This window comes from Flavobacterium sp. 38-13, assembly GCF_001899155.1.
Lineage (GTDB): Bacteria > Bacteroidota > Bacteroidia > Flavobacteriales > Flavobacteriaceae > Flavobacterium > Flavobacterium lindanitolerans.
Genome location: NZ_MKVG01000020.1, coordinates 319,386 through 343,622, shown reverse-complemented (window position 1 = coordinate 343,622; position 24,237 = coordinate 319,386). Strand labels below are relative to the sequence as shown.

General features: G+C 37.0%; 23 protein-coding genes. 14 read left to right on the top strand and 9 right to left on the bottom strand.

From position 1 onward, the window contains the following. Window positions 1-23 precede the first annotated feature (23 nt). Entirely contained in the window at window positions 24-1,256 is a 1,233-nt protein-coding gene (locus BGO88_RS16155) for a glycosyltransferase (RefSeq protein WP_286707575.1), read from the top strand. A gap of 20 nt (window positions 1,257-1,276) precedes the next feature. On the opposite strand, the gene BGO88_RS16150 is transcribed toward BGO88_RS16155, so the two are convergent. From BGO88_RS16150 to porU, 5 genes are all read right to left on the bottom strand, one after another. Beyond that, on the bottom strand, window positions 1,277-2,944 hold the full coding sequence (locus tag BGO88_RS16150) for a pyruvate dehydrogenase complex dihydrolipoamide acetyltransferase (RefSeq protein ID WP_286707569.1): 1,668 nt from the start codon (window positions 2,942-2,944) through the stop codon (window positions 1,277-1,279). A 5-nt stretch (window positions 2,945-2,949) separates the two neighbouring features. Continuing rightward, window positions 2,950-3,948 (bottom strand): pyruvate dehydrogenase (acetyl-transferring) E1 component subunit alpha, encoded by a 999-nt coding sequence (gene pdhA / locus BGO88_RS16145; RefSeq protein ID WP_056069056.1) that lies wholly within the window; start codon window positions 3,946-3,948, stop codon window positions 2,950-2,952. A 142-nt stretch (window positions 3,949-4,090) separates the two neighbouring features. Further along, the gene (gene cdd / locus BGO88_RS16140; RefSeq protein ID WP_286707568.1) at window positions 4,091-4,573 is read right to left on the bottom strand and encodes a cytidine deaminase; all 483 of its coding nucleotides are present in this window, start codon (window positions 4,571-4,573) and stop codon (window positions 4,091-4,093) included. A gap of 72 nt (window positions 4,574-4,645) precedes the next feature. Then, window positions 4,646-5,824: a type IX secretion system outer membrane channel protein PorV gene (gene porV, locus BGO88_RS16135; RefSeq protein ID WP_277012189.1), complete on the bottom strand. Its 1,179-nt coding sequence runs from the start codon at window positions 5,822-5,824 to the stop codon at window positions 4,646-4,648. Window positions 5,825-5,867: 43 nt separating this feature from the next. Further along, window positions 5,868-9,707 carry a type IX secretion system sortase PorU gene (gene porU, locus BGO88_RS16130; protein ID WP_286707567.1) on the bottom strand — a complete coding sequence of 1,280 codons (3,840 nt, stop codon included), beginning with the start codon at window positions 9,705-9,707 and terminating at the stop codon, window positions 5,868-5,870. A gap of 210 nt (window positions 9,708-9,917) precedes the next feature. Here porU and gldJ point away from each other — a divergent pair, with 210 nt between their 5' ends. The 4 genes from gldJ to BGO88_RS16110 all read left to right on the top strand — a co-directional run bounded on the left by gldJ (window position 9,918) and on the right by BGO88_RS16110 (window position 14,173). Beyond that, window positions 9,918-11,591: a gliding motility lipoprotein GldJ gene (gldJ, locus tag BGO88_RS16125; protein ID WP_056069113.1), complete on the top strand. Its 1,674-nt coding sequence runs from the start codon at window positions 9,918-9,920 to the stop codon at window positions 11,589-11,591. A 60-nt stretch (window positions 11,592-11,651) separates the two neighbouring features. Beyond that, a complete protein-coding gene (locus BGO88_RS16120) occupies window positions 11,652-12,935 on the top strand; it encodes a UDP-N-acetylmuramoyl-tripeptide--D-alanyl-D-alanine ligase (RefSeq protein ID WP_286707566.1) in 1,284 nt (427 codons plus the stop codon). 145 nt (window positions 12,936-13,080) lie between these two features. Further along, complete coding sequence (locus BGO88_RS16115) at window positions 13,081-13,797, top strand: MotA/TolQ/ExbB proton channel family protein (RefSeq protein WP_056069110.1); 717 nt, start codon at window positions 13,081-13,083, stop codon at window positions 13,795-13,797. Further along, complete coding sequence (locus BGO88_RS16110) at window positions 13,778-14,173, top strand: ExbD/TolR family protein (RefSeq protein ID WP_056069041.1); 396 nt, start codon at window positions 13,778-13,780, stop codon at window positions 14,171-14,173. The genes BGO88_RS16115 and BGO88_RS16110 overlap by 20 nt, the downstream gene beginning before the upstream one ends. Before the next feature lie 44 nt (window positions 14,174-14,217). Here BGO88_RS16110 and BGO88_RS16105 read toward each other — a convergent pair whose 3' ends face one another. The 3 genes from BGO88_RS16105 to BGO88_RS16095 all read right to left on the bottom strand — a co-directional run bounded on the left by BGO88_RS16105 (window position 14,218) and on the right by BGO88_RS16095 (window position 16,553). Beyond that, on the bottom strand, window positions 14,218-15,048 hold the full coding sequence (locus tag BGO88_RS16105) for a hypothetical protein (RefSeq protein ID WP_286707565.1): 831 nt from the start codon (window positions 15,046-15,048) through the stop codon (window positions 14,218-14,220). A 189-nt stretch (window positions 15,049-15,237) separates the two neighbouring features. Beyond that, a complete protein-coding gene (locus BGO88_RS16100; protein WP_286707564.1) occupies window positions 15,238-15,819 on the bottom strand; it encodes a hypothetical protein in 582 nt (193 codons plus the stop codon). An 89-nt stretch (window positions 15,820-15,908) separates the two neighbouring features. Next, the gene (locus BGO88_RS16095; protein WP_286707563.1) at window positions 15,909-16,553 is read right to left on the bottom strand and encodes a hypothetical protein; all 645 of its coding nucleotides are present in this window, start codon (window positions 16,551-16,553) and stop codon (window positions 15,909-15,911) included. Between the two features lie 119 nt (window positions 16,554-16,672). Here BGO88_RS16095 and BGO88_RS16090 point away from each other — a divergent pair, with 119 nt between their 5' ends. Then, a complete protein-coding gene (locus BGO88_RS16090; RefSeq protein ID WP_286707562.1) occupies window positions 16,673-17,497 on the top strand; it encodes a sulfite exporter TauE/SafE family protein in 825 nt (274 codons plus the stop codon). Between the two features lie 143 nt (window positions 17,498-17,640). On the opposite strand, the gene BGO88_RS16085 is transcribed toward BGO88_RS16090, so the two are convergent. Continuing rightward, window positions 17,641-18,645 (bottom strand): hypothetical protein, encoded by a 1,005-nt coding sequence (locus tag BGO88_RS16085; protein ID WP_286707561.1) that lies wholly within the window; start codon window positions 18,643-18,645, stop codon window positions 17,641-17,643. A gap of 364 nt (window positions 18,646-19,009) precedes the next feature. Here BGO88_RS16085 and BGO88_RS16080 point away from each other — a divergent pair, with 364 nt between their 5' ends. From BGO88_RS16080 to BGO88_RS16050, 8 genes are all read left to right on the top strand, one after another. After that, window positions 19,010-19,186 carry a hypothetical protein gene (locus tag BGO88_RS16080; protein ID WP_286707560.1) on the top strand — a complete coding sequence of 59 codons (177 nt, stop codon included), beginning with the start codon at window positions 19,010-19,012 and terminating at the stop codon, window positions 19,184-19,186. Between the two features lie 35 nt (window positions 19,187-19,221). Further along, window positions 19,222-20,991, top strand: a complete 1,770-nt coding sequence (locus tag BGO88_RS16075) for a tetratricopeptide repeat-containing sensor histidine kinase (protein WP_286707559.1) — start codon at window positions 19,222-19,224, stop codon at window positions 20,989-20,991. Window positions 20,992-21,003: 12 nt separating this feature from the next. After that, window positions 21,004-21,669: a response regulator gene (locus tag BGO88_RS16070; RefSeq protein WP_286707558.1), complete on the top strand. Its 666-nt coding sequence runs from the start codon at window positions 21,004-21,006 to the stop codon at window positions 21,667-21,669. A gap of 113 nt (window positions 21,670-21,782) precedes the next feature. After that, window positions 21,783-22,013, top strand: coding sequence for a hypothetical protein (locus BGO88_RS16065; RefSeq protein WP_286707557.1), 231 nt, complete (start codon window positions 21,783-21,785; stop codon window positions 22,011-22,013). Continuing rightward, complete coding sequence (gene yidD, locus BGO88_RS17410) at window positions 22,010-22,309, top strand: membrane protein insertion efficiency factor YidD (RefSeq protein ID WP_289035041.1); 300 nt, start codon at window positions 22,010-22,012, stop codon at window positions 22,307-22,309. The genes BGO88_RS16065 and yidD overlap by 4 nt, the downstream gene beginning before the upstream one ends. A gap of 137 nt (window positions 22,310-22,446) precedes the next feature. Further along, entirely contained in the window at window positions 22,447-22,740 is a 294-nt protein-coding gene (locus tag BGO88_RS16060) for a DUF3892 domain-containing protein (RefSeq protein ID WP_286707556.1), read from the top strand. An 18-nt stretch (window positions 22,741-22,758) separates the two neighbouring features. Next, window positions 22,759-23,832, top strand: a complete 1,074-nt coding sequence (locus tag BGO88_RS16055; RefSeq protein ID WP_286707555.1) for a type I restriction endonuclease — start codon at window positions 22,759-22,761, stop codon at window positions 23,830-23,832. Window positions 23,833-23,858: 26 nt separating this feature from the next. Further along, on the top strand, window positions 23,859-24,059 hold the full coding sequence (locus tag BGO88_RS16050) for a hypothetical protein (protein ID WP_286707554.1): 201 nt from the start codon (window positions 23,859-23,861) through the stop codon (window positions 24,057-24,059). Window positions 24,060-24,237: the final 178 nt, after the last annotated feature.

Genomic DNA, 24,237 nt, shown 5'->3' with positions numbered 1-24,237 from the left:
TTAAAAACGTTTTCTTTGTAATTATGGATAAGCAGAAACTTTTGATTATTGGTATGGTATTTCCAGAACCAAATTCTTCAGCAGCGGGAAGAAGGATGCTGCAGTTAATACAACTTTTTAAAGAAGCAGCGTACGATATTACTTTTGCCAGTCCTGCACAAGACAGCGAACACGAATTTAATTTAGGATTGTTAGCCATTCAAAAGACCAAAATCAGCCTGAATGACGAAAGTTTTGATACTTTTATCCAAAATTTAAAACCCGATATTGTCTTATTTGACCGATTTATAATTGAAGAACAGTTTGGATGGAGAGTTTCTAAATATTGTCCCGAAGCTATAAAAATTCTGGATACAGAGGACCTTCACTTTCTTCGCTTGGCGAGACAGGATGCTTTTAAAAAGAAGAAAGAATTTACTATTTCCGATTTATTTTCTGATACTGCAAAAAGAGAGATTGCCAGTATTTTGCGCTGTGATATATCTTTAATCATTTCTGATTTTGAAATGAAACTCCTTGTCGATGATTTTAAAATTGATTCTTCCGTATTATTTTATCTTCCTATTTTTGCCGATTCTAATTTAGATTTTGTTCCTTTAGAAGAACGAAAAGATTTTGTTTTTATTGGTAATTTCCTTCATGAGCCCAATTGGGATGCCGTTCAATATTTAAAAAGTACTATCTGGCCTTTAATTCACAAACAGCTTCCGGATGCTAAAATGTTGATTTACGGTGCCTATCCATCGCAAAAGGTTTTGGAATTAAATCATCCAAAATCGAATTTTCATATTATGGGCAGAGCGGAAAATGCTGCTGAAGTAATAAAAAAGGCTAAGATTATGTTAGCTCCTTTGCGATTTGGAGCGGGAATAAAAGGAAAGCTTATTGAAGCAATGAAATATGGAACGCCTAGCGTTACAACCAGTATTGGTGCTGAAGGAATGCAGATGGATGGGCTTTGGAATGGCTTTATCGTGGATAACCCGGTTGATTTCGCCCACCATGCTATAGAGCTTTATAAAGACGAAAATCTTTGGCGTAATGCCCAAAAAAATGGAGTACAACTACTGAAGAATAAATTTGCTGAGAATCTGTATAAGGAATCGTTTATTGCGATGGTTCTGGATTTAAAGGATAACTTAACGATGCATCGAAATAAGAACTTTATAGGTCAGATTTTGCAATACCATACAATAAGAAGCACTGAATATATGTCACGTTGGATAGAAGCTAAAAATAAAAAAATCCCGTCTTAAAAAGGCGGGATTTTAGTAGCTTATGCTAACATCGTAACCGGGTTTTCCAGATATTGTCTCAAAGTCTGTAGGAATTCTGCACCTGTAGCACCATCAACAGTTCTGTGGTCGCAGGCAAGTGTTACTTTCATCGTATTGCCTACTACAATCTGACCGTTTCTAACAACTGGTTTTTCAACAATTGCTCCAACAGAAAGGATAGCTGAGTTTGGCTGGTTGATGATTGAGGTAAATTCAGTAATGCCGAACATTCCCAAGTTGGAAACTGTGAAGGTACTTCCTTCCATTTCAGCAGGCTGTAGTTTTTTGTTTTTCGCTCTTCCGGCAACATCTTTTACGTTAGCACCAATTTGGGACAAGCTCAATTGGTCGGCAAACTTTAATACAGGAACAACCAAACCGTCTTCAACAGCAACAGCAACTCCAATGTGTACGTGATGGTGGATTACAGTCACATCATCTTTCCATTGTGAGTTTACTTTTGGATGCTTTTTCAATGCCATTGCACAAGCTTTGATAACCATATCGTTAAAAGAAACTTTGGTGTCAGGCAATGCGTTAATTATACTTCTGGAAGCCATTGCGCCATCCATTGCAACTTCAATTGTCAGATAGTAATGAGGAGCAGTGAATTTAGATTCAGACAAACGCTTCGCAATAACCTTACGCATTTGCGAATTTTTGATTTCTTCTGAATAGGTTTCGCCAGCCGGAACAAATGGTTTTACAGCCGGAGCAGAAGCAGTAGTTTCAGGTTTAGCAGCCGTTTCTTGTGAAGCTGGTGCTTGAGAAGTTGCTGCGGCAGGCTTGAAGTTTTCAATATCGCTCTTTACGATACGTCCGTTTTCACCTGTACCTTTTACTTGTGAGATGTTTATGTTTTTCTCTTCAGCAATTTTTTTAGCCAAAGGAGAAATGAAGATTCTTCTTCCGTCAGAAACAGTTTCTACAGTTTCTTCTTTAGATTCAGCAGATTCTGATTTAGATTCTTCTGCTTTTTCTTCCTGAGCAGGAGCAGATGCTGCACCACCTTTTTTGAAGTTTTCAGCAACACCTGAAATATCGGTTCCTTCAGGTCCGATAATTGCCAAAAGAGAATCAACCGGAGCCGATTCGCCTTCCTGAATTCCGATGTGTAATAAAGTTCCGGAGTTGAAAGATTCAAATTCCATTGTAGCCTTATCGGTTTCGATTTCAGCCAGGATATCACCTTCGCTAACTTTATCGCCTACTTTTTTCAACCATGTAGCTACGGTACCGTCAGTCATGGTATCGCTCAAACGAGGCATGGTCACGACTACTACGCCTTTAGGTAAAGCAGCAGTTTCAGATTTTGGAGCTTCTTTAGCTTCTTCTTTAGGAGCTTCAGCCGTTTTTTCTTCAGCTTTTGGCTCTTCTTTTTTGTCAGAAGAACTTCCACCGCCGGCTAAAAGATCGGATATGTCTTCACCTTCTTTTCCAATGATTGCCAGAAGAGAATCAACCGGAGCCGATTCGCCTTCCTGAATCCCGATGTGTAATAAGGTTCCGGAGTTGAAAGATTCAAACTCCATAGTAGCTTTGTCGGTTTCGATTTCGGCTAAAATATCTCCTTCGTTAACTTTGTCCCCAACTTTTTTCAACCATGTGGCTACAGTTCCTTCTGTCATAGTATCGCTCAAGCGAGGCATTGTGATTTTTGTTGCCATAATGATTATAATTTATGAGGTAAAAAAGGATAGTTTTCTTGTTCGTAAACAACATCGTAAAGTTGTTGCGTATCAGGAAACGGAGAGTCTTCGGCAAACTGAGCACACTCTTCAACCAGGTTTTTAACTCTTTCGTCAATAGCTTCAATTTCTGCTTCAGTGGCATAATTGTTTTCTTTGATGATGTCAAGAACCTGAGTGATAGGGTCAATTTTTTTGTACTCTTCTACTTCTTCTTTTGAACGGTATAATTGCGCATCAGACATAGAGTGTCCTCTGTAGCGGTATGTTTTCATTTCCAGGAAAGTTGGTCCATCACCACGACGCGCTCTGTCGATGGCTTCGTGCATTGCTTCGGCAACTTTTACAGGGTTCATTCCGTCAACAGGACCACATGGCATTTCATAGCCCAATCCTAATTTCCAGATATCTGTATGGTTTGCGGTTCTTTCTACCGATGTTCCCATCGCATAACCGTTATTTTCTACAATAAATACAACTGGTAGTTTCCAAAGCATTGCCATGTTGAAAGCTTCGTGTAGAGAACCCTGGCGGGCAGCACCGTCACCAAAATAAGTAAGGGTAACACCACCTGTGTTGAAATATTTGTCAGCAAAAGCAATACCTGCACCAACCGGGATTTGAGCTCCTACAATACCATGTCCTCCATAAAATCCTTTTTCTTTAGAGAAGATGTGCATAGAACCTCCCATACCTTTAGAAGTTCCGGTAACTTTTCCTAATAGTTCTGCCATGACAGCTTTTGGGTCAACGCCCATACCAATTGGCTGAACGTGGTTTCTGTAGGCAGTAATCATTTTGTCTTTGGATAAATCCATAGCGTGCAGAGCACCAGCCAGAACGGCTTCCTGGCCATTATATAAGTGAAGAAATCCTCTTACTTTTTGCTGAATGTATAAAGCGGCTAATTTGTCTTCAAATTTTCTCCAAAGCAGCATGTCTTCATACCACTTCAAATAAACTTCTTTTGTAATTTCTTTCATTGTTTGTTTTTTGTAAACGTTATTGTGCCAGTAAATTGCTAAATAATAAGACGCAAAGTAGTTTCCTCACACAAATTTGCGAAAGGCAAAAATAAGACATTCCAACTTAGAAGTAAAGTTTAAAATGTAAATTTTAGGTTTTTTATAAGAAGTTTTTATCAAACATAAATGGGAGCAGATTTTTGAGCGAATCCGACTTGTAAACTACTCCTGTTTCGCCCATAAAATAAATTTCTATCGGGTAATCTTGTTTGAATTCATACTCTGATATGGATTGCCTGCAAGCACCGCATGGTGGGATAGGAGAGGTAACCGGTCTTTCGTCTGATGTGGCTGAAATTGCAATTCTCAAAATCTTGGTGTCAGGATATATAGCCCCTGCCTGGAAAATAGCTACTCTTTCTGCACAAAGCCCTGACGGATATGCAGCGCTTTCCTGATTAGAACCCAAAACAATTTTTCCGTTGTCTAAAAAGATGGCTGCCCCAACTCTGAATCTGGAATAAGGAGCGTAGGCTTTCTTACGTATCTCAATGGCCTGTTCCATCAGATTTTTTACATCTTCAGGCAATTCTTCCTTGTTGTCGAATACTGAGAATGTGGTCGTAATGTTGATTTGTTTCATAAATGTTTTGAGGAAAAAAAATCCAAATTACTAATGAAAGCAATTTGGATTTTATAGACTTTAAATTATATACTAATATTCATCATATTTGTCTCCGAACGCGAAGCTAAGAGAGAAACGCAATGTGTTTTCCAATGGGTTTCTGACTTTTGAAGTTGAGAACAGATACGATACATCCAGTTTTACGATGTTGTATTTGAATCCTGCTCCAAGCGAAAGGAATTTTCTGGCTCCTTTTTCTTTGCTTTCATTGAAGTAACCTGCTCTTACTGCAAAGGAATCCTGATACCAGTATTCGGCTCCTAAAGCCCAGGTAACTTCTTTTAATTCTTCTTTCAGACCGCCTGGTGCATCTCCAAATGATTTGAAAATACCGCTTACCCATCCGATTGAACGGTAATCTTGATTGTTTTGTGCTCTTTCTACATCGGTAATCTCGCCATCTCCATTCAAATCCGGATCCTGAGGAGTAGGTACCAAAAGCTTGTTGATTTCGGCATTAATCGATACTTTGTTGTATTCGTCGAAGATGAAGTCAAATCCACCTCCCAGTTTTAAGTTAGAAGGAAGGAAGTTGGAACCTTCATCAGATTCATCTAAATCATAATTGATTTTTGGACCTAAATTTTGGAAATTGAAACCACCTCTCCATCTTCCGTTGAAATCTTCATAAGCAATTTCTTCCGACTGATAGTAACCCGAAATGTCTACAGCAAAAGAACTTGCAGCAGAAGCATCATTGCTCAACTGCGCCAGTCTCAGGTTAGAACGGATATATCTTGCAGCTACGGACATTGAAAATCTTTCGCTCAATTTTAGGGCATAAGAAAGGTCTAATGCAAATTCACTTGGATTTACTTCTACGGCCGGGTCATCAGGGTTGTCATTTCTGAATTCGATAACTCCAAGGCTGAAATAACGTAAGCTTCCCGCAAAGGCACTTCTTTCACTAATTCTGTTGAAATAAGTCAGCTGACTTAAGGAAATGTCGTTTACAAGTTCCGGTAGATAGGGTGTATAGCTAAGTGAAAAACCCTGTTTATCAAGCGAAAATGCATACTTGGCCGGGTTCCATTGTTGTGAATAAGCATCTGGGGAAGAGGCTACTCCTATGTCACCCATACCGGCAGACCTGGCGTCTCCAGCGATAAGAAGAAAGGGTACTCCTGTTGTGATGACCCTGTTTGTTTCCTGGGCTTTCGCTATATTGAGTCCTAGTATGCAGATAATAAATAATATGGTTTTTTTCATTCTGAGATTGGTATTAATTGAATTGAACAAATATAGTATTTTATTAAAGTATAACAAGTTTTTCGTATTTTTCTGTTTTTTTATTGGTCAGCGTCGATTTGACAGTGAGTTTATAAACGTAAACTCCTTTACCTATCTTATCTCCAAAATCATCTTTTCCGTCCCACGTAATTTCTCTTGAAAGGAATCCTTCCGTAGTTACTACCTGATTGATTGTCTTGACTATTTTTCCTGTAATGGTGATAATCTGTACCTGTACTTCCAAAGGTTCGTACGGGCGATTGTGCGTGAACCAGAATTGGGTATAGCTTACAAATGGATTCGGGTAATTGAGCACGTTTTTTAATGTTACCGTTTCATCACCAACCACTATAAACTGAATTTCTGCCGTTACCGGATTGTTATATACGTCCCAGGCCTTGAAGGTAATCGTGTGCAGTCCTACTGCCAGATTGCGGAAAGGGAAACGTACTTTTCCTTTGGTATGGTTATCCAATTCGGTTTCGTAATAATCATTAAGGATGTAAGGATTGTTTTCGTCGCCATCTAAAATAGCAACTATATCGTGTCCGATACCGCTGGCGGTGTTGATACCGTTTTCGTCTTCCAGAAAAGCAAGGAATATAGGAGATTCGTTAGTAATGCCCCCGGATATAAATGTTTCGTCATTCATATACAGTCGTACTCTCGGACCAATGTTGTCGACCGTAGCATTTGGATTGATTCCGCCTATTTTAATATCGGTATTATATCCTGTCTGGTCTTCTAATCCCTGATTTCGTTTGGCATAAAAACTGATTCTTCCATTGCCTACAGGAATTGCAATGTCTCTTGGTACCACAAAATTAAATTCAAACTGCCCGTTTGCGACAGAAGCATTACCACGGAAAATGGTTTCGCCCAATAGGATAAAGTCCATTAGAATTAGGTTGCCAGAGCTGTCCGTTACTCCGTCGTTTCCAAATGTGGTTCTCTGTACGTTTTTGTCGAAAATATTTACCGACAGGCTGCCATTATAATTTGATAATATTGTATTTCCTTCTACATTTCTAACTTCGCCGGATAGTTTTACCGGACTCAAGGCGTTAAACACAAATGTGGAGGCAGCAACGGGCTGGTCGTTTATTTTGGTCAGCACAATTGTCGGTTTTGGTATAGCAAGCCTTATGGCCGGATCGCCCACATAAGAAACCATAAGTGCAGAGCCATTGTAGTTGTTTTTGGCTATTCTTAATGCTTCTGAAATAGGAACGTTATTTGTTGTGCCGTAGCCATACAATTCGCTTGAAAAGGCATCGTTGATATCCTGTCCGGTCGTTACGCTTATCTGTCGTGTAGTAGTTACCATTGAAATGGCGCCACCTTTAGGATTCCAATAAGTATACTCGCCTGCAGTTGGTCTGTAAGGATTGTCGAATCTTGTAAATTCGCAGGTTACGGTTACAAACAGCGGGTATTTGTAGCGATTGTTTAAATTCTGGGCATCTGCTTTTTCGAAAATTCGCTCTTTGGCAAGTCCGTCTTCACCACCATGTCCGAAATAATTAAAGACAAGAGCTCCCTGGTTTATGGCATCAACAAAATCTTTTCGGGCTTTTGGATAACGGAAACCTCCGGCAGAAGCTTCCTGCACATAAGAATCGGTATGTATTTTTTCTACGTTTACAAAAGGTTTCTGTGCGGAAATCTGGTCACCCAGAGCATCAATTCCGGTTTGGATGGAATTTTCCCAGGCTACGTCAACGTCGTCAGAAATCAGGACAAAGTTGTTTCTCCATTTTCCGTACGATTCAATAGCGTGATATTCGATGACCTTGGTTACCATTTCTTCTGCCTGTTTTAAATCGCTGACCAGCATTCTTCCAACGGCAAGTTCCATATCTTGCGAGCCGGTCTGTAGCATGGTGCCTTCGTTATCGTCAAGCATCGTGAAATAATCGTCAGACATGATGGAACCTCCTAACGAAAAGCTGTTCAATGCCTGGAAGACCGGAACAATATTGGTGTTGTTGGAAATCCTGTTTTTGAAATCAAATGAAGCATCACCAAACAGGTTCAGGTATTTTAATTTTTTAGAAGGAATCGAACCGTTATTGTAAATGTATTTTACAAAATTTCGAATGGCGCCAATGTCTTGTTTGCCGGAAGAGAACTCTTCATAGATATTTTCCAGATTGACGACTTTTACGTTTAAATTAGAGTTGGTTCTATGGAAATTGGCCAATCGCTCTGCCTGTGAACTCAAAAAAGCAGGTGTTACTATAAGGTAGTCGAGGTCCTGGAAGGAGCCCTGTGCATTTTTCAGAATACTGCCTTTTAGGTTTTGGTTGGCTACGCGTGTTCTGGAATCTTTCAAAGGCGAATAAAAATCAGAAGCATCAACCGCTATATAATTTCGGTCTTCACCCATGTAGGCTTTAAATGAGAAAGCATCCGCTCCGTTATTTTCTACTTTTTGTACATTATATATATCGGTAATGTCCCATACTTGTGTTATCCTGGCTGCGCTTGAAAGTTGATACTGGATTACTCCCGTATTAAGGTCGGCATCATTATATTGGAAACGGAATTGTTTACCGTAACCCTGAAGATTCCTTTTTGCTTCCAGAATGATATAATCCAGATAGGCATCTGCGCTGGGAACCCCACCATTATTATATTGTATTTTTACGGCCACATTTTCTGAAGCAGGAAAACTGCCGGTCAGCGCTCTTTCAAAAGCAACATCACCGTCACTGCTTGTTGGCGGGAATGTCATTGCGCCCAGGTCCTGGCCATTGGCTGAAACGCTCATCGAGGTTTGTGAAAATGCCGCCGCCGCCGCATTGGTTCTTAATCTGATTTGTGTTCCTGTGGCTATATTGGGAAATTTGAACTCGAAAGTTTGTTCGTTTTCGATGTTGAATCTTTCCCCAAACCATTTTCTTCCCAAACGTCCAATGTTCGTTTTGTCCAATTCGTGGTATTGGTAATCATCAAAAGTTGATACATTAAGAGTAGGGTTGTCGGCAATAACAGGCATGTTAGTGATTCGTTTTCCGGGACCACCTTGTGATGTTACATAATAATAGGACCGGTCTGCATACAAATTATTATGGGTCTGGCTTTCTTCATTCCAGTTGTCCATGCCTTCCGCATAGAATAAAATATAATCCTGACTGTCGAATGAACCGTCGCTTTCTCCTACTAAGGTAATTGCGTTTTCAATAAGGTCTTCCGGATAATAAGTGCCGTTTAGTAAAGGCAGCATACGACCGCCGTTACCATAAATCTTTATGTTTCGGGCATCGGCAGCGCCCACATTCATGCCAAGGCTCTGCAGAAAGCTTCGGGATATTTTATAAACACCGGATTTTACTACATAGAATCGGTACCAATCTCCCGAACTCAAAACAGAGTTATAGACAAAGTTGGAGTTTCGAGCGGCATTGCCGGCGCGACTTGCCGTTGTCGAAAAGGAATAGGTAAATGATTTAACCCGTTGGAATGTATTTCCGGATTTAATTATAGGAGACAGACTCAAAACGGCTTTCTGTGAAGCAGAATTGTTCATGTTTTTAATGCGGGCTTCTATTGATGAAGGAATTGATGTAATTCGTAAATCGCCAAGCTGCTCGCGGGAAATAGTTTCGTATACAATATTCGTTATCTGTAGGCTGCCTTCGTCTGCAAAACCCGATACGGGAATTTTTAAATTAAACAGGACGGCTTTCTTTTCGTAGTCGAATTGAAAACGGGATGATTTGAAAATAGGGGCCTTAATCTGGACCTGTTCCGAATAAATTCCGGAGTTATCAATCCATTCAATAGTTACATTGTCTCTTTGTTGGGCAAAAGAAACATAAGAGCTTATAAGCAATAAGAGTAAGGTAATCTTTTTCATTAACTTGAATAACGCTGGTCGCGCCTAATTATTACGAAAAGTAAAAATAATTTTTTAACTTAATATTAAGTGCAATAAACCCAATAAATTTGCGTTATAGCAAGAGACTTTTAACACAAAATTAGTTTTTTATTAATATTTCAAAATTGTTGTTGCAGTTTAATGGTTAATTATTATATTGCGGCTCGAAATTTATTACCTACTGAAAGTATGAAAGTAAACAAAATTATGGCTTTGAAGCTGATGCTCTCCTTGGCATTAGTTATGGGTTTTACTAGTTGTAGCAAAAAATCCAGTTCAAAAAACGCTTCCTCTGCCACTGGTTGGAAAATCAATGACAAAAAAGGCGGATTCCAATACAATTCTAAGTTTAAGAAGCAGGAAACTGCTCCGGGATTGGTTTTGGTTGAAGGAGGAACGTTCACTATGGGTAAAGTTCAGGACGATGTAATGCATGATTGGAACAATACACCTAATCAGCAGCACGTTCAGTCTTTCTATATGGATGAGACTGAGGTAACCAATCTTATGTATATGGAATATCTTGACTGGTTGAAAAGAGTTTTCGACCCGGAAGATGAAAATTATAAAAATATTTACGAAGGAGCTCTTCCTGATACATTAGTTTGGAGAAATAGATTAGGTTATAACGAAACAATGACCAACAACTATTTAAGACACCCTGCTTATGCTAACTATCCTGTAGTTGGTGTAAACTGGATTCAGGCTGTTGAATTCAGCAAGTGGAGAACAGACCGTGTAAACGAAGGTGTTCTTGAAAGAGAAGGCTACCTGAAAAGAGATGCAAAAGTATTAGATGCAAAAGGTGATAACACTTTCAGTACAGAAACTTACCTTAATGCTCCTACAAAAACTTACGGTGGTAACGAAGAAATTGTCTTGAAAGGACAAAGAGGAAGACTTGCCGCTAAAGAAGATGCTAAAAACGTATATGCTCAAAGAACTTCAGGTATCATACTACCTGAGTACAGACTTCCAACAGAAGCGGAGTGGGAATATGCAGCAGCAGCTGATGTAGGTAACAGAGAATATAACCTTTACAGAGGTCAGAAGAAATATCCATGGAAAGGGAACTACACCCGTTCAGGAAAAAGACAAGTTAGAGGTGACCAATTGGCTAACTTCAAACAAGGTAAAGGAGATTACGGCGGAATCGCCGGATGGTCTGATGACGGTGCTGATATCACTAACGTAGTAAAATACTATCCACCAAACGATTTCGGATTGTATGATATGGCAGGTAACGTTGCAGAATGGGTTGCTGACGTTTACAGACCAATCGTTGACGATGAGGCTAACGACTTCAACTACTACAGAGGTAACATCTACATGAAGAACAAAATTGGTGAAGATGGAAAAGCTGAAATCGTTACAGGTGATAACATTGCTTATGATACTTTAGCTAACGGTAAAATTATCGCAAGAAATTTCCCTGGACAAATTGCTCAGGTTCCTGTTGACGAAAAAGAAACTTACCTAAGACAAAACTTTGATAAGTCTGACAACAGAAACTACAGAGATGGTGACAAGCAGTCTACAAGATACTATGACTTCGGAAACTCTGAAGAAGGAGAGAAAATAGACGATTCAAAAAGAATGTACGATTCTCCAAAGCACAATGTTACTACAGACAGTTTAGGCAACATGGTGAGAAGATATGACAAGTCTTCAAAAAGAACAACTTTGATAGACGACAACGTAAGAGTTTACAAAGGTGGTTCCTGGAGAGACAGAGCTTACTGGTTAGATCCTGCTCAGAGAAGATACTTCCCTCAGGATATGGCTACAGATTACATCGGATTCAGATGTGCGATGTCAAGAGTAGGTCCTAAGTCTGACAAAAAGAAAAAAGCAAGAAATTAATTTTCTATAACAATTCTACAAAAGCCCTTTTAGGGCTTTTGTTTTTTTAAACCGCACAGCATGGAAATTAAAGAAATACACGACCTGTTTTTAAGATGTACTTCAGTTTCAATCGATACCAGAAAAATTGAGGAAGGCTCCATGTTCTTCGCTATCAGAGGAGAACATTTTGATGCCAATACTTTTGCTCAGGAAGCACTGAATAAGGGAGCTTTGTATGTAATTATAGACAATAAAGATTATTATATTGACGAAAAGACAATTTTGGTTGCCAATACACTTGAAACATTGCAGGAAGTGGCAAAGTTTCACAGGGAATATCTGGGATTGCCAATTTTGGCATTAACCGGAAGTAACGGAAAAACGACTACCAAAGAATTAATCAATGTAGTGCTTTCAAAGCGTTACCATACAAGAGCTACTGTTGGCAATCTGAATAATCATATTGGAGTGCCGCTCACATTGCTTTCCCTTACTTCAGATACCGAAATAGGAATTGTGGAAATGGGTGCCAACCATCAGAAAGAGATAGAATTCTTATGCAATATCGCTACGCCTGATTTTGGATATATTACCAATTTTGGGAAAGCCCACCTGGAAGGTTTTGGCGGAGTAGAAGGAGTTATCAAAGGAAAAAGCGAGATGTATGCGTTTCTTTCAGAACACAACAAATATGTTTTTGTAAATCTTGACGACGCAATACAGAAAGAAAAAACGGCTAAAAATCTTCGTATCACATTTAGCCATACCGATAAAAATGCATCGGTATTTATCAATAAGATTGAAGCCAATCCTTTTGTTGCCATCGAGTTTGACGGTATCAAAATCAAATCGCATCTGATAGGGTTGTATAATGCCAATAACATTAATGCAGCCATAACTATTGGAAGGTATTTCAAGATTTCTGATGATGAAATAAAGGAGGCTATTGAAAGTTATGTTCCGGAAAACAACCGTTCGCAACTGTTGATGAAAAACTCAAATGAAATTATTCTGGATGCCTATAATGCAAATCCCAGCAGTATGGAAGTGGCAATCAAAAATTTTCTACAGTTGGACAAGGAAAATAAGGTTGCTGTTTTGGGAGATATGTTTGAATTGGGTGAAGAAAGCCTGCGCGAACACAAACATATTGTGGCTTTGCTAAAGCATGAGAAAGAGGTACAGACTTATTTTGTAGGGAAAGATTTTTACGAAAATAAAAACGATACGGAAAATCTGCATTTCTTTAAAACCTATGATGAATTTGCCCAGGCATTTAAAGCTGAAAAAATAGAAAATAAGACATTGCTCATTAAAGGTTCCAGAGGCATGGCCTTAGAAAGAACGCTGGAATTATTGTAGGATTCCCGGAATTGGCAGCGACTGCAAAATACTATATTCTAAAAACTGCCGTTATACTTTTAAAACTAAATAAAAAACTTATTTTTGTCTGAAGCAACAAACGGCTTTATAAATTAAATAACCAAATCCCTGTATTATATTTATGATATTTTCAACAATTTTACTGCAGACTGATACCATTGCAAAAGCTTCAACGAATACAGTAATTGAGGGAATCGCCAAAAATGAAGAAATGAACCTGTTTAGCTTCCTGATGAAAGGAGGAGCATTTTTGATCCCGATTGTAATTCTTCTTTTTTATACCATCTACCTGATTTTTGAAAGATACCTTTCCATTAAAAAAGCAACGAAGCAGGATTCGCACTTGATTAAGGATATTGCTATACAGTTGAATTCCGGAAATATAAATGCAGCTTTATCATTGGCGGAAAGATCAAACACGGCTTCCGGCAATGTTCTAAGAGAAGGAATCCTGACTATTGGAAGACCTATTTCTGAAATCGAATCCAATATGGAAAGAGCTGCCAATATCGAAATTGGAGAAATGGAAAAAAGAATGGGACATTTGGGACTTATTGCCGGTATTGCACCTACTTTAGGTTTCGTTGGGACGATTTCCGGAGTTATCAAGATTTTTTACAGTATTTCGCAAACAGAAGATATCAGTATAGGGAACATTTCCGGAGGTTTGTATGAAAAGATGATTAGTAGTGGTGCCGGACTTGTTGTAGGTATTATCGCTTATGCAGGCTACCACTTATTTAACGGGATGATTGATAATTTTTCTTTGAATGTCCAAAAACAGATTTTGGAATTTGTAAGTATAATCCAAAGACCTAACGATGGCTCTAAAACGAAATAGAAGATTTCACGCGGAAGTAGCTACTTCTTCCTTGAGTGATATTATGTTCTTTTTGCTGTTGTTTTTCCTTATTATCTCAACACTGGCAAACCCGAACGTAATCAAGATGACACTGCCTAAAACGCAGCAGAATGACAAGACGAACAAACAGCACATTACGCTGTCGGTTTCTGAAGAAAAACAATATTATGTCGATAAGCAGAATGTTCCTTTTAATGAATTGGAAGCGGCATTGCTGACAAAAATGGGTGATGCCAGAGACCAAACCGTAATTGTTAGAATTCCTTATAACCTGCAGGTACAGGATTTAGTAGACCTGCTCCAGATTGGTGTCAAAAACAATTTAAAGTTTGTGATTGCCACAGATAAAAAATAAAAAAAACGCTTCGGGAAACCGAGGCGTTTTTTTTATTGTAGTAATTATTGGCATCTTGAAGAATAGGCGTCAATCTCATCCAAATAGAATTTCAAATAATAATCCGTATCCATTTGATCTTCCATTTTTCTTCTTTCACGTTTATCTGCCTGTTTCAATTTTTCATTTTTGTCCTTATCAAATTGTTTGCGGGCGGCTAACAGTTCTTTTTTGTAAGCCTTATCATTAAATTGGGCTTTTCTCGTTTCCAGATAACTCAGGAATTCCGGGCAATCCTTACCAACTTCCTCAAAAGCTTTAAAAAACTTGTCATCAATTTTTCCCAGGTTAAATAGGTTTAATCGGTTATAATCAACGGGAATATAGGCAAATTCATCATTAGGCTTCTTTATATAAGCCAATATCCACATTAAAGAGCATCCATGACCACATTCATATACTCTCAATCCATACACATTGATTTTTCCTTTTTTAATAAGCGGAGCCATTATTTCCCTTTTCAGATCAACGACTTCCAGTTTAGAGTTGATTGTTTTTAGTTTTAATTTTTCATAGGTAATCGTATCCTCAGCTTTTAAAGTAATGGATTTGATGTTGTTTAACTCTATCTTTTCAGAAGCGCCATCCGGAGTTTTCTTAAAGTTGAACTTCGTACGGTCCAGACGCAGTTCGGACTCAAGATTGAAATTAAACGAGAAGTCTGTAAATTCAATGGCATTCGGGACATTGAATTCTTTGATATAACCTGAAATAATTTCGTCATTGGCCAATCTGATTTCAGCCGGAATAAATTCCTTTTTTGCGGTATATATTAAAACCTGAGCAAAATTATTTTGCCAGATAAAAATCATGGCTAATAGTAATAGTTTTTTCATTTGATTGATTTAGTTTTTGTTAAGTGGTTAAATATACAAATGTTTTAGTATTGCTCAAGATGCCAGTTGTTTGGTAAGCAGGAGACAAGGATATTGGTTAAATTCAGGGCTTGCCAATAAACCAGTCATAGCCCTCAATGTTTTTGTATTCGTCAAAATATTGATACCTCAATGTAGTTTTAATAATTCTTAACTAACCCAGGTTTCTATAGTTTTGATTCTTATCCATTTCTCATTAACTAATCTATAAATTTCTGTTAATCCCTCACCACATAAACTCCCGCAATGAAATCCATAGCTTACTATTGCTGTTTTTTTGTCTACACTAAAAAGAGGTTTGCTGATAGAGAAGTATTCGTGTTTTCCGTATTTTTTGGAAAAGCGTTCCCAAAATTTCCATGTTCTTTCGCCTTTATTTCTTAGTTTCATTAGGGAGTCAAATGAAATAACTGTTTTTGATTTTATAAAATTCTGGTTGAGTTTGAAGTCTACAGCATCTTCCATTTGTTGATGAATAAATTCGATATCTTTTTTATTGAAAAGGCTATCAAGGTTATTGTCCAAATATTCTTCCTGACTTGAAAGTGAAAAATTTGTAAAACTTTCTGTAATGTAACTCTTGCCGGGAGTACTGCTGAATCTTGGTAATTCTGTACTGATGACAAAATTGAGAATAGAATATATATCTTCTTCAGAAACAGTATCAGAATTATTATTCTTACTACAGTTTATGATGAGAGGGAAGAGTAATATGTAGAATATCTTTCTCATTTTTAGATTTATTGACGGCAATAAAAAAGAATTATTTTGTGGGCCTATTCTTTTTTAAGTTATGCCTTAATAGCTTCATCCAAGTGTTTTTATTTATCTCTCTTTTTCGGCATATTCAATTCCTCTTGCCCGCAATCTATGAATTCATCGTCATTCAATGGTTTTAAGCCAATTTCAATTCTTGCGGTGTTGGTCGCTTCTTTAGTTTGAATACAGGGTTTTCCAAACTGTGAACCATAAAAAACTCTCCTTTGCTTTTTGTTAGGACTGTTTAACCAGTAATACTTGTCTAAAACCGAAGCAAAAAAAGCATTGTCAATATTTCCCTTATTGACTTCCTTTAGAAATAAATCAAAATATACCTTTTCGTTTACAAGTCTGTGTGGGTTATGCAGTAAAATTGCAGCAACAGCAGCTTCAACGCATTCATGTTTCATGTTTCTTTCACCTACTAATTCTTCTGTAGGGTAACCATTCTTAATAATAAAATCAACCATATTGGAAAAATTTACAGAGTCAATTTTAGGCATTAATTCCCTTTTGTTAAAATTCAGTTTGTTGGTCCTGATACCCTGGTCAAAGCCATACATTTTGCACAACTCAAAAGCCAGACTGTCTTGTTTAAAAGTATTTTCAGAAATTGGAACATTTGTTTTTAGGGAGTGTTTTCGGCTACAGCTAAAAAATACGGAGGCTATTATAATAATGATAAACAGGGTGTTGAAAATTTTCATGGAAATGATTTAAGGTTACTAATATAAATAATTAAGCGGAATAAGAATACTGAAATAATTTACACCAAAAACCAAGGACTTTGTATGTATCTTTGGAATACTAATTAATACTTTTTAGTTTGGAGCTTTTTCTTTTAGTATTGGCCGGTTTTATCATCGGAACCTGTGGAACGCTGATTGGTGCGGGTGGTGGTTTTATATTAGTCCCATTGTTGTTATTGTTTTATCCTGATTTGCCTCCCGAAACCGTTACGGCTATTTCTATGGCTGTAGTGGCTGCAAATGCCATTTCTGGGTCGGCGGCCTATGCAAAGTCAGGAAAAATTGATTACAAAGCAGGTGTTATTTTTGCGCTGTTTACGGTTCCGGGTTCTATATTGGGTGTGTTTACGGTGCAGTATATCCCAAAAGAATCTTTTAATATTATTTTCGGGGTCTTGCTTCTTGCGTTATCGGTATTCCTTTTCTTTAAAAAGCAATCAGAAAAAAGACAGGTACAGGAAGATGACAGTCAGCAAAAAGGACTAAAACACCGCAAATTGGTTGATAAGATGGGCACCGTTTATCAATACAGCTATAACCAGCGCAATGGTATTATTATCAGTATTGTAGTAGGCTATATGTCGCCCCTTTTAGGCATAGGTGGTGGAATAATCCATGTGCCGGCCATGGTCAATTGGCTGCATTTTCCAGTTTATATCGCAACCGCAACCTCGCATTTTATTCTGGCAGTAATGTCAACGGTTACGGTTATAGTCCATGCCATGAATGGTACCTATAACAATCCTGAAGTATTAAAAATGGTAATCTGTCTTGCGGGAGGAGTAATTCCCGGTGCACAACTCGGGGCTTATTTTTCGCATAGAGTTAAAGGAACAAATATTATTAAAGTATTGGCAATTTGTTTGGCATTGGTTGGGATAAGGATTTTGCTTAAGAACTAATTGCTCAACAAAAACAATAAAAAAAACACAAGCCGAGCTTGTGTTTTTTTTATTGTTTTTGTCATTAATTAAAATATCTAACTTCTCTCTTTTCTTAATAGTGTAAAATCTATAATTCTTACTGAGAAGTATTATACATAATATTAATTTCCAGTACTTACAAAATGCTTCTTCATCATATAATCCGAAAGCTCTTTTAATAATTTTCCTGTTTCAGGGTGTCTTCCTGGAAGAGTGAAATATTCCATTTGTTGATTTGCATTCTTGCCATAATAAAATCTTTTTGTTCCATCAGGGTTTAAAAATCTTGTTGTGTCGGTAACTTTAATCTTTTTTTGGTATTTAAGAAGTGTTTCATCTAGAGAGATGATTTTTCTTCCTTCTGAAGGATCTACCTCATAATCACATGCTACTTTTTCGTAATGATCCTCGTTCCACATCATGCAACCTTTATATTTTAGCAAATCGCTTTTTGCCAAATATCCACCTCCTATAGCTACCAGTAAAAAAACGAAGGCTAATTTTACATAGTTCGTTCTGGAATTGTCTTTTGTTACAGAAGTTTTCTGAGGAATTGTACTCTGAAAATCCATCCTTTTGTAATCGCTGATTAAAGAGCCTGTTATAATACTAGCTTCTATATCTTCATCCTTTCTCTCTTTGTCTTCATCATTTATGTTACTATTGAAAGGAGCGATGTTCTCTTTCTCTTTTTCTTTCTCCCCACCGTTATTGTCGTCTGATATTTGTGGTATATCAACCTTCTCAGATTCATTATCAGATTCTGCTTGTCTAATTCCAATCCTATTGAACTTTTGTATAGGTCTAGGCTGGAAGTCCACCAAGATTGCAAATAACTCTATAGTTGTCAGGCTTGTTGGTGATGGGCCTCCTCTCATATACCGTACTAGAGGCCTGAACTTATCGATATCAATTTTTTTGATATGGTTGAAATCAAGATTAGTATCAAGATTGTCAGGTGTAAAAAATTGTACAAAAATCACTTTGTCATCGGAACGTAGTGAATTTAATAAAAGTTCACACAATCCTCTAAGTTTAGCCCCAGTAGGATGTAATAAAAAATGGGGGTGCAGATTGTCTTTTACGGCTTCATAATGAGCCAATACTGCTTTTTTATACTCTTCCATAATTACTTTAAATTATTGTTTAAACAGGATTTATTAGGAATATTTAGGAATATCCGGGATTTTTCTGGAATAATTGGAATGACTTTAATATCATACTCAAGTCCTTAAAAATCAGATGTTTCTTTGTCTCAGAAATTAGTTGCTCTATAAGCGCAATAGAGCAAATGTACAAAACTACTTTCAACATTTAAGTGCTGCTGTACAGATTGTTAACAGCTATCCGGGAAGTATAATCTGCTTACGGTCTGAACAGCATCACTTCACTTCCCAAAAAAATAGCGGCATCCAAAAAATGTTGGTTTACTGCCTTAAGGCTTAACAGCATATCGGACTGCCAAGTGTCTAATTTTTAATTAAAACGGAAATGAAAAAAATAGTTTTGCTGGCAGCTTTTTCGCTGCTAGGTGGCAGCTTAGTGTCTTGTGACAACGAAACTGTAGACGAAAATGGTGCAATAACTTCATATGCTTCAGACGATGGCGATATTCCTATTCCGCCGCCTCCGCCGCCAGATCCAATTATCGTAAAACCAAAACCATAGGTTACATAAATTAAATTTTTTATTAATTTCGGGGAATGAAACTTATTTATAAGATTTATTCCCCCTTTTTTTTGCTATTCCTGTTAGCAGGTATTGTTTCGTGTAATAAACCTAAAAAAGAACTTATACTTCGTGATGCGCTAAACAAAGAAGATAGTGATTCTTTGAAGTCTTATATTAGTAAAGCAAATCAATTTCTAGAAGATAAAATTCATGACAGTGCATTCAGATATTATAATAAATCACGTGAATTGCAGAATAGGGCAAAAGACAGTTTGGGAGAAGGATTTTCTTTGTTACAGATGGCCGAAATACAAAAAAAGGAAGGAGATAACTTTGGATGCGAAGAAAATGCCACACAAGCCTTGAATCTTTTGGAAAATCTACATTCGAAAGAATTTTACAGCAAAAAAGATAGTTCTGACCGTCTGAACTTAAAAAAAGATTACTTGAGTAAGGCATATAATCAATTAGGTATGTGTTACAGAAGTCTTTTAGACACTGAACGAGCTATAAAATTTTATAATAAGGCAAAAATGATGGCGAAAGATTCATTGGCCTTATGTATTATAGAAAACAATATAGCAGGTATTTATATTGAAAATCAGGATTATGAAAAGGCATATCACATCCTGAGTAATTTAATAACTTCTGATACTGTCCTGAATGATTCTAAAACAGAAGCCCGAGTATTAAACAATTTAGGGGCTGTATCAAATTTTCTTAAAAAACCGAACGCTTTGGATCTTCTGAAATCATCTTTAAGCATAAGACTGGCCAAGAATGATTTGTCCGCAATTCCATCCAGTTACATTCAGCTTGCAGAATTTTATAAAGATAAAAATAAAAATGAAGCTGTATTATATGCTCAAAAAGGATATGAGGCTGCAGAAAAAAGTAAGAACATAGATAAACGCCTAGAGGCTTTGAATATAATTTTTTCTGTAACTAATAAAATAGAACCTATGCTAAAGTATATTTCACTTAAAGATAGTATTACTTATGTTAGGGATAAAACTAAGACTAGGTATGCAAGTTTGAGATACGATTCTCAAAAAGCCGAAGCGGAAAATTTAAAACTCAAAACAGAAAAAGTCCAGGACAGGCTGAAGTCGGAAAAAGATAGAACAGACAAATTATTGCTTGGAATAGGAGGATGCTCGATTCTAATTATTTCAGGTTTTGTAATTTACATATTACGGCAAAGACATAAAAGGGCCAAAGTTTTGGAAGTGCATAATACAGAAGCGCGAATTTCAAAAAAGATCCATGATGAGCTGGCAAATGATGTATTCAATGTCATGTCGTATGCGGAATCATCTGATACACATTACCCTGAACAACGAAAACTTATCCAGGATCTGGATTCTATTTACCAAAAAACGCGTGATATTTCAAGAGAAAATAATACGATCGATACCGGTGAAAATTTTGGTAATGTACTCCGTGAAATGCTAACAGATTATAAGACTGCCACGATTAATTTAATGAACATAAATTTTGACAGCATTGACTGGAACCAGGTTTCTAAGCATAAAAAGATAACAGTCTACAGGGTGCTTCAGGAATTGATGGTCAATATGAAAAAGCATAGCCATGCCGATGTTGTGGTTATAAAATTTGCTATTAAAAATAAAAAAATAACAATACAATATACTGATAATGGGCAAGGGCTAAGCAAAGATGCCCTAATTTATAAAAATGGACTGCAAAATGCGGTTTCCCGCATTTCTGCCATTGACGGGTCGCTTATATTTGATACTTCAATGGGCGGGCTCAAAGTCACTTGTACTTTTCCTGCATAATTTTAAAGCTTTATGTTTAAAAAAATAATCGTAGCAGAAGATATTGACAGTATTAGCCAGGGCTTAAAAGTACTCTTAGAAAAGCTTGAAGGAGTGGAAGTTGTCTATACCAAATATTGTGATGAAACGTACCTGAAAATTAAAAAGGCAGAAAATGATAATGAGCCTTTTGAGCTTTTAATTACAGATCTTTCTTCTAAGAGCAGCCATATGGATGTAAATCTTACATCGGGTGAACAGCTTATAGGACAGCTTAAAAAAGAAAATTTCGATATTGCAATAATTGTTTATTCCATTGACGAAAGAGGCTATAGCATAAGACATCTTTTAGATGATATAGGAGTTGACGGATATGTATCTAAAGGCAGAGAAAGTACACGGGATTTGCTAAAGGCCATAAAAGCTGCCTATGCCGGAGAACAGTATATTTCACCTCATTTGATTCATTTAAAAAAACCTTCCTCTGTAACGGATATTGACCAGTTTGATTTGGAAATCATTCAACTTCTGGCTAAAGGATTAAATCAGATTGAAATAGTTGAAGATTTTAAACGCAAGGGCAAAAAAGCATCAAGCATTAGCAGTATCGAAAAGCGTATCATAAAAATGAAAGCTTCGCTTAAAGCAAAAAATACTACACATCTTATAAGTTTAGCAAAAGATATGGGGCTGCTTTAAAGTGATTATTAATTTTAAAGTATAAATGCTTTTAATTCCAAAGATTAAGGATTCCCTTAAAATAGCTTCTTTAAAATGAAATAGGTTTGCTGAAATCTAAACCTTATTACATTATGGAATACAAAGTTGTACCTTTTGTTGCTTCAATAGATCCTAAAAAAGGAAATACCAGTCATGTTGTTGAACAACTGCAAGAAACTATCAGAAACCATGTTAATTTAGGCTGGGAATATGTTGGGCTGGAAAGCGTAATTACATACGTGCAACCTGAGTATGGTTGCTTTGGTCTTGGTGCTAAACCGGGTTTTACTACTTCAAACCAAATGGTGGTATTTAAACGATGAGGTATCTGTTACTTGCAGCTATCCGAATTTATTGGCTGATACCCAAAAGCAAACGCCGCACCTGCCTTTTTAAAAAATCATGCTCTCATTTTGTGTTTGAAGCGGCTGTGAATCATGGGACAGTAGCCGGACTAAAAGCATTGCATTACAGATTTAAAACTTGCAGGTATGGCGCTGTTGTTTACATTAATCCATCTTCCGGTAAAGCAGAAATGATTTTAGCCAATAAGGATATTATAACCCATGATAAAATTTCGGATAGGCTATTGTTTAACTGCCAACATCCCTGTCACTAAAAGCTTTACCAAATAATTGAAAGAGACCGGCAATATGCCGGTCTTATTTTTTTGGTTTTTTTTAGAAAATAAGGATTCCCTTAAAATTAAGTTTTTCAGACACAGTAGGTTTGGATAAAATTTAAAATAATAAAATTATGGCTTCATCACACGAAATTAAATGTATCAACAAGCGGGAAAGAGAAAATATCCATGAAAGAATAATTAATATCGGAGGATTTAACTCCGATGGTAGCAGATGGAAAATTTCTCAGCTAGAGGCAATTGAAGGAATTAAATCTGGTAAATGGTTGTTTTATGTAGGGCAAGGCATTTATAAAGTTAATGTTATTGTAGCGAGGAGTGCCGCAGGCTATGACTATTTAAAAACTGAAAATGACTCTACCACGAGGAACAACCTTTTAGAACTTCCAGAGTGTCCAAACTTGTAACCTTATAATATTTAAACAATGGATTTTAAAGACCAAATAAAATCACTGGGTGAAAGAGTCAGCAAGCTCAAAGCTCAGGTCAATACAGAAGAGGCTACAAAAAATGCATTTATCATGCCTTTTATTAAAGAACTTGGCTATGATGTTTTTAATCCGTTTGAAGTAACTCCTGAGTTAGTTGCAGACATTGGGATAAAACAGGGTGAAAAAATAGATTATGCCATTATGCAAAATGGTGAACCTATAATACTCATTGAATGTAAGCACCATGCTGCTCCGTTAAATGTGAATAATGCTTCACAATTGTTTCGGTATTTCCATACAACCAAAGCCAAGTTTTCTATCCTGACAAACGGCATAGAATATAAATTTTATACCGATCTGGTTGAAACAAATAAAATGGATGAAAAACCCTTTTTCTCATTTGACATTACAGACATGAAGGAAAACCAGATCGAGGAGCTGAAGAAATTCCATAAAGCATATTACGATTTTGAAAATATTGTAAATACAGCCAGCGACCTGAAATATACCAATGAATTGAAAAAACTGATTCATTCAGAATTTACCAATCCGGGTGGTGATTTTGTAAAGCATTTTGCCCGTCAGGTCTATCCAAGTGTCATAACTGCAAAGGTGTTGGAGCAATTCACTAATCTCGTAAAGACTTCTCTAAACCAGTATGTAAGTGACATGATAACTGAACGTTTAAAATCGGCGCTTACTAAAGAAAATCAGGTAATAAAAGAACAGGATGCTGCTTTAGCAACAGAAACGGAAGTAGATTCTAATCAGACTGTTACTACTCAGGAAGAATTAGAAGGCTTTATGATTGTAAAAACCATACTCAGACAGAAAGTAGCTCTAAGCCGCATCGTCTATCGGGATGCGCTTTCTTATTTCGCTATACTACTCGACGATAATAACCGTAAAACATTGTGTAGACTATATTTTAATGGAAACAAGAAGTATATGGTAACATTAGATGAGCAGCGAAAGGAAGTACGGCATGACCTATCATCACTCGACGATATTTTTAATTATTCCGATATGCTTTTAGAAGTATTGGCGAACTATGAAAAAGTAAAATAAAAGTGTAACCTAAAACAATCTTAATTATGAAAAAGTATTATGTAAATGACAAAGCACAGTCTAACGGAGACCATGAAGTGCACAAAAGTGGCTGCGATTATATGCCTGGTAGTAAAACATATCTAGGAGAATATTCTTCTTGCGATGGCGCAGTTAAGGAAGCTAAGAAAAAATATACACAGGTTAATGGCTGTTATTATTGCTGTAATGCCTGTCATACAAGTTAATTATGGGATTGCAGTTTCGAAAAAGGGTAAACTTGGGAGGCGGATTTGGACTTAACATAAGCAGTAGTGGCGTTTCATCCAGTTTACGGACTAAATACGGGACAATCGGCAACAAACGAATCTCTGTAAATACAGGCATCAAAGGAGTAACCTATTCAAAGAGACTCCGTAAATCTAA